This window comes from Streptococcus suis (assembly GCF_002960445.1).
GTDB lineage: Bacteria > Bacillota > Bacilli > Lactobacillales > Streptococcaceae > Streptococcus > Streptococcus hyiners.
This window is the reverse complement of sequence record NZ_POJD01000488.1, coordinates 1-269: the sequence shown is the minus strand read 5'-3', so window position 1 is coordinate 269 and position 269 is coordinate 1. Positions and strand designations below refer to the sequence as shown.

Genomic DNA, 269 nt, shown 5'->3' with positions numbered 1-269 from the left:
CGACTACATTTTTCAAAATGATAGGTTGCTGTCCACGGAGTTACTTTGACAAGCTGATAACCTTCGGATTGAATCGAATTGATCCAATGTTCTTCCTCTTGTAAACTGGTGAATAATTTGTGTCTTATCATGGCTTCCTCCTTAAAAACCTAATTCTTTGGCAATATGATGTAGTTTTTGAATACGCTGTGTTTCCAGTTTAATAATCTCTTGGCCCGTTGCTGTTACTTGATAGACTTTTCTTCTTTTATCGGAACTTGGAACGGAAC

The 269-nt window shown here is 37.2% G+C and carries 1 pseudogene; it reads right to left on the bottom strand.

From position 1 onward, the window contains the following. Positions 1 to 141: 141 nt before the first annotated feature. Positions 142 to 269 (bottom strand): annotated as a pseudogene (locus tag C1G53_RS13495) (PadR family transcriptional regulator); the annotation flags it as partial.